4 protein-coding genes are annotated in these 6,145 nt (G+C 52.0%); 1 reads left to right on the plus strand and 3 read right to left on the minus strand.

Features of this window, described 5'->3' with window-relative positions:
• Positions 1-169 precede the first annotated feature (169 nt).
• Positions 170-952 carry an IclR family transcriptional regulator gene (locus tag RMS03_RS11530; protein WP_310627192.1) on the plus strand — a complete coding sequence of 261 codons (783 nt, stop codon included), beginning with the start codon at positions 170-172 and terminating at the stop codon, positions 950-952.
• On the opposite strand, the gene RMS03_RS11535 is transcribed toward RMS03_RS11530, so the two are convergent.
• The 3 genes from RMS03_RS11535 to clpB all read right to left on the minus strand — a co-directional run bounded on the left by RMS03_RS11535 (position 953) and on the right by clpB (position 5,937).
• Complete coding sequence (locus tag RMS03_RS11535; protein ID WP_310627193.1) at positions 953-1,918, minus strand: serine hydrolase; 966 nt, start codon at positions 1,916-1,918, stop codon at positions 953-955. It abuts the gene before it with no gap.
• 114 nt (positions 1,919-2,032) lie between these two features.
• Positions 2,033-3,241, minus strand: a complete 1,209-nt coding sequence (locus tag RMS03_RS11540) for an MFS transporter (RefSeq protein WP_310627194.1) — start codon at positions 3,239-3,241, stop codon at positions 2,033-2,035.
• Between the two features lie 92 nt (positions 3,242-3,333).
• On the minus strand, positions 3,334-5,937 hold the full coding sequence (gene clpB, locus RMS03_RS11545; RefSeq protein WP_310627195.1) for an ATP-dependent chaperone ClpB: 2,604 nt from the start codon (positions 5,935-5,937) through the stop codon (positions 3,334-3,336).
• Positions 5,938-6,145 lie beyond the last annotated feature (208 nt).

Raw genomic sequence — 6,145 nt, forward strand, 5'->3', positions numbered from 1 at the left:
AGATTTGGTATCGTTCTTCTCGGCTGAGGTGCTTGTACATTGGGCAACTTCGACTTGGCGGTTAAAGCGGCCATGATGCTCTCGCATCCTCAGCCACCTATAACCAGTTCATCTTTGTTGCACTTCGTCCTTGAATCCGCATAATTAATTTCACATGGTAAAATTAATTATGCGTAAATCTAATATACCCATCACGCTAAACATCCAAGTCATTGGGCGCATGTTCAGGCTCATTGATGTGCTGGCCTCACGTGAAGAAGCCATTTCATTGAAGGAAATCAGTGAGCGCACAGGACTCCATCCCTCCACCACACACCGAATTCTGAACGACTTGGCTGTCGGACGTTTAGTAGATCGCCCTGAAGCAGGCAGCTATCGACTGGGAATGCGGTTGTTGGAGTTGGGCAACTTGGTCAAGGGTCGTCTGAATGTTCGTGACGTGGCGTTCCAACCCATGCGCGAATTGCACAAGCTCATTCAACAGCCTGTGAATTTAAGCGTGCGACAAGGTGATGAAATTGTGTATGTCGAGCGCGCTTTTAGCGAGCGCTCTGGCATGCAAGTTGTTCGGGCAATTGGTGGCCGCGCCCCGCTCCACTTGACTTCTGTTGGTAAGTTATTTTTAGCAATGGATGAGGCACAACGTGTGCGTGCCTATGCCACCCGCACAGGCCTGTCTGGACAAACTAAAAATAGCATCACACAACTGCCGCCCCTCGAACGTGAGTTGTCAAAAGCACGTCAATACGGCGTTGCACGCGACAACGAAGAGCTAGAACTTGGCGTGCGCTGCATGGCATCGGGTATTTACGATGACCAAGCAAAGTTGGTTGCGGGCTTATCCATCTCTGCCCCAGCCGATAGACTAGATGAGGGTTGGCTACCCAAGCTTCAAGCCACCACACAAGCTATCTCTCACGCGCTTGGCTATAAAGAAAAAACCAACGTTTAATCAGGTTTGGGGGCGTGCGCTGTGATTGTTTTCAACCCACTTACGAACGCGCTCAGCATCTGCAATACGGCTTAATTTACCGGCGGAATCTAAAAACACCATGATCAGCTTGCGGCCAGACACTTTGGCTTGCATTACCAAGCATTGACCCGCTTCAGAGATATAGCCCGTCTTTTGCAACCCGATATCCCAATTAGGATTCTTCACCAAACGGTTGGTGGTGTTGTATTGCAAGGTGCGGTTACCCACTTCTACCTTATAGCTAGGCGATGTAGATAGTTCACGCAAGGTCGCATCGTGATAGGCATTGCCGACCAAGGTGGCCAAATCTTTGGCGCTGGATTGATTCTGGCTAGACAGGCCTGTAGGCTCGATATATCGCGTGTCATGCATGCCCAACTGAGCAGCTTTGGCATTCATCAAGCCGACAAAAGAAGGCATGCCACCGGGATACGTTCGCCCTAAAGCGTGCGCTGCACGGTTTTCGCTGGCCATCAATGCCAGATGCAACAACTCACCACGGGTCAATGTAGCGCCTACGCGCAGGCGCGAGCTACTGCCTTTTTCAGTATCCACATCGTCTTGGGTGATGGTGATGGACTCATCCATCCGCAATTTGGCTTCGCTGATGATCAAACCCGTCATTAGCTTGGTGATCGAGGCGATGGGTAAAACAGCTTGGTCGTTTTTGCTCAACAAGACCTCATGGGTATCTTGATCGATCACATACGCGACACTGGACTTCAAATCCAAAATATCGTTGGTGGTGTGCAATCCTGCTTTTTGCCCAAACGAAGGGATGGCCGGCACTGCCTTGACTACTTTGGCTTGGCGCACATGTGTCTTGACCACACTGGGTTTTGACTTTTGCACGGTCGATTTTTTTTGATTGGTCACCGCTTGAGCGTACAAGGTACACAGCGATGTCAACAATCCAAGTAAAACAGCAGTCAGCAGTCGTTTCAAGTGGCGATCCTTTAGCTTGAAAAATGTATTAGCCGCGAGTCTAGCAAAGAAAAGTCACTCAAAATCAAAGGCTTGCGTGACTTTTTTAATAAATTGGGATGTCCACCCTCTCCATCAAGCATTCACTGTTCTGCGCCCAACGCCTAGGGCCACTACCACGCTCAACAGCAGTACGCAGGCAGCACCCAACAAGGTCGCGCCATACCAACCATGGTCCATGAACACGCCAAAAATGAGCGGAGAAATGGCAAAGCCTGTGTCCAAGCCTGAATAGACCATGCCATAGACACGACCTGTCGCGCCTTTGGGTGTTGCCTTCTTGATCATCATGTCGCGCGAAGGCCCACCCACGCCAACCGCCAAACCCGTAGCCGCCAAAATAGCCATGGTGAGTTCTGCACCAAACAACCCGCTGCCACACAGCGCCATAAACAATGCGCCAACGGCCATGCAACTGGCCACCACTTTGTCGCTGTGACGCGGCCAACGCGCAGCTACGAAGCCCCCGACAAACATGCCAGCCGCGGCACACAGCATGTATGCCGTCAACGTCACTGTGGCTTCTTCAAAAGAGACGTGGTGTAGCGCTTGCAAGATCGACACAGCAAAACTTTGCACCACCGCCAAGGTCATGGTCGAGAGCAAGAAAAAGCTAAAGCACCACCACACCACAGGAATCTTCAAAAAGGCCAAGCTGTCACCGCCACTTGCCGTTTGCTTGTGGCTCACCACATCGGCATGCAACAGCGCACGCTGCCAAAGCAACAACACAAAAATGGCAACAAACAGCAAAGCGGCTCCCATATAAGCCACACGCCAATCAAATGCGGTGCTCAACCCCACCATGAACACGGGCGCCAACGCCCAACCCAAATTACCCGTCAGTCCGTGAGCGCTGAAGGCATAACCCAACCGGGACGCCGATACTTTTTGATTGAGGATGGTGAAGTCCACTGGATGAAATGAGCAATTTCCAAAACCTAGCAACGCTGCGCCTAGCATCAATCCACCATAGCTGTTGGCTGCAGAAACCACCATGCAGCCCGTAGCCAACAGAAACACGGCGCCAAACAAGACTGGGCGAGCCCCAGAGCGATCCACCACAAAACCTGCCGAAGCCTGTCCAATACCCGACACTACGAAAAACACCGTCATCAAAAAGCCAACCTCTGAATAACTCAAGCCAAAGGTGCTCATAAAAACGGGGAACATGAGCGGTAGCAAGAGGTGTGAGAAGTGGGAGCTGGCGTGTGCAATGCCCACCAAGCCAATGACAGCTGCGTCATCGCGCCAAGGGTTAGAAACAGGATTGAGTGTGGTCATAACAAAGCGCTACAAAAAGAATGAAGCGCATCCTAACTGCTGCGCTTTTTGAATGCCGTCGGGTCAATGACAAGCCTCCCATCGCCCGCGGTTCAAACCTCGACCTTGGTGAACATAAACTCGCCTGGGGCATGCACGGGGTCTACCCTAACCGCAATGGTGTCTTTGGGCAGGAACTTGCCTTCTAGCAACAATTTAGACAGCGGATTCTCAATACGCTGTTGAATGGCACGTTTCAAAGGACGCGCACCAAACACGGGATCGAAGCCCACCTTGGCCAATTCAGCCAAGGCAGCAGGCGAGACATCCAAGCCCAAATCCATCTTGGTCAAACGCGCAGCCAGGATCTTGAGTTGAATCCCTGCAATACTGGAAATATGCGCGGCATCCAAGGCATGGAACACGACAGTCTCGTCAATCCGGTTCAAGAACTCCGGACGGAAATGTGATTTGAGTTCATCCCACACTGCGTCTTTGATGTCTTGCGCATCTTGACCCACCATACTTTGGATAATGGGTGAACCCATGTTGGAGGTCATCACGATGACGGTATTTTTAAAGTCTACAGTGCGGCCTTGGCCATCGGTCAAACGACCATCGTCTAACACTTGCAACAAGATGTTGAACACATCAGGATGCGCCTTCTCCACCTCGTCTAACAACAAGACGCTGTAGGGGTTGCGGCGTACAGCTTCAGTCAAGTAACCGCCTTCGTCGTAGCCCACATAGCCAGGAGGTGCGCCCACCAAACGGCTGACCGAATGCTTCTCCATGAACTCACTCATGTCGATGCGAATCATGTGGTCTTCGCTGTCAAACAAAAAGCCAGCCAAAGCCTTGCACAACTCGGTCTTACCCACACCCGTAGGCCCTAGGAACAAGAAGGAGCCAGTGGGGCGATTGGGGTCACCCAAGCCCGCACGCGAGCGACGGATGGCATTGGCCACCGCCGTGATGGCTTCTTCTTGGCTCACAACACGGTCGTGTAACTTGTCTTCCATTTGTAAAAGTTTGTCACGCTCGCCTTGCATCAGCTTAGAGACTGGGATGCCTGTGGCACGCGCCACCACTTCGGCAATTTCTTCCGCCCCTACTTGCGTGCGCAGCAAACGGTGACCTCTCGCCGCATTGGCCTCATTGCTTTCGCGCGCATTGGCTTCTTTCATCCGCTTTTCAAGTTCAGGCAATTTGCCGTATTGCAACTCTGCCACCTTGTTGAAATCACCCTTGCGCGTGAGCTCTTCAATCTGGTGGCGCATACGATCAATTTCCTCTTTGATTTGTGCGCCTCCATGCGCGGATGACTTCTCAGCCTTCCAAATTTCATCCAAGTCAGCGTACTCTTTGCCAATCTTGGTGATCTCTTCTTCCAGCAACTCCATGCGTTTTTGCGAAGCTTCGTCTTTTTCTTTGCGCACGGCTTCGCGTTCAATTTTGAGCTGAATCAAGCGACGCTCCAACTTATCCATTACTTCGGGTTTGGAGTCAATTTCGATTTTGATTTTGGCCGCTGCTTCGTCAATCAAATCAATTGCCTTGTCGGGCAAGAAGCGATCCGTGATGTAACGGTGAGACAACTCTGCAGCAGCCACGATGGCGGGATCGGTGATCTCCACACCGTGGTGCACCTCGTACTTTTCTTGCAACCCACGCAAAATGGCGATGGTGGCTTCGACCGTCGGTTCACCGACAATTATTTTTTGAAAACGGCGCTCAAGCGCTGCGTCTTTCTCAATGTATTTCCGGTATTCGTCCAGTGTGGTCGCGCCCACGCAATGCAGCTCACCTCGCGCTAAGGCGGGCTTGAGCATATTGCCCGCATCCATCGCACCTTCGGCTTTGCCTGCCCCCACCATGGTGTGCAATTCGTCGATGAAGACAATGGTTTTCCCCTCACCTTGCGCCAACTCTTTGAGCACACTTTTCAGGCGCTCTTCAAACTCACCACGGTATTTCGTACCTGCCAGCAAAGCAGCCATGTCAAGCGACAACACGCGTTTGCCTTTGAGAGAATCTGGCACTTCACCCGCCACGATGCGTTGGGCCAAGCCCTCCACGATGGCTGTCTTGCCCACACCCGGCTCACCAATAAGTACGGGGTTGTTTTTGCTGCGACGTTGCAACACTTGAATGGCTCGGCGGATTTCATCATCACGGCCAATGACTGGATCGAGCTTGCCTTGACGGGCACGCTCAGTCAGGTCCATGCAATACTTTTTCAACGACTCGCGTTGACCTTCGCTCTCCGCGTCGTCCACTTTTTTACCACCACGCACAGCCGTGACTGCGGCCTCTAGCGACTGTCGGCTTAAGCCATTTTGTGTGGCGAGCTTGCCCCAGTTGCCTTTGTTGTCACACATCGCGAGCAAGAACAACTCACTGGCCACAAATTGATCACCCCGTTTGATGGCCTCTTTCTCTGCTGCTTGAACCAAGGACACCGTATCGCGGCCCACTTGCACCTGCTCTTGGCCCTCAACTTTTACTAAACGATTCATGGCATCTTCTGCTGCGGACAACAGGCCTGACACACTGGCCCCTGCACGCTGCAACAAGGATTTAGGCCCGTCCGTTTGGCGCAGCATCGCGACCAACACATGCGAGGGCTCAATGTACGCATGATCGTTGCCAAGGACCAAGCTTTGAGCGTCTCCTAAAGCCTCTTGAAATTTGGTGGTGAGTTTGTCGACGCGCATAAAAACTCCAAAACAAATGTTGAATTAGCTGGCGGATTCAAGGACGAAGTGCAACAAAGATGAACTGATTATAGGTGGCTGAGGATGCGAGAGCATCATGGCCGCTTTAACCGCCAAGTCGAAGTTGCCCAATGTACAAGCACCTCAGCCGAGAAGAACGATACCAAATCTACAGCCTCATGAAAGCCAAACACACGCTCACGGAGAT

This window comes from Limnohabitans sp. (genome assembly GCF_031538885.1).
Taxonomy (GTDB): Bacteria; Pseudomonadota; Gammaproteobacteria; order Burkholderiales; family Burkholderiaceae_C; genus Limnohabitans.

Bases quoted from the DNA above. Each gene is read 5' to 3' on its own strand.
- RMS03_RS11530 (WP_310627192.1), top strand. From the start codon at position 170: ATGCGTAAATCTAATATACCCATCACGCTAAACATCCAAGTCATTGGG.
- clpB (WP_310627195.1), bottom strand. From the start codon at position 5,937: ATGCGCGTCGACAAACTCACCACCAAATTTCAAGAGGCTTTAGGAGAC.
- RMS03_RS11540 (WP_310627194.1), bottom strand. From the start codon at position 3,241: ATGACCACACTCAATCCTGTTTCTAACCCTTGGCGCGATGACGCAGCT.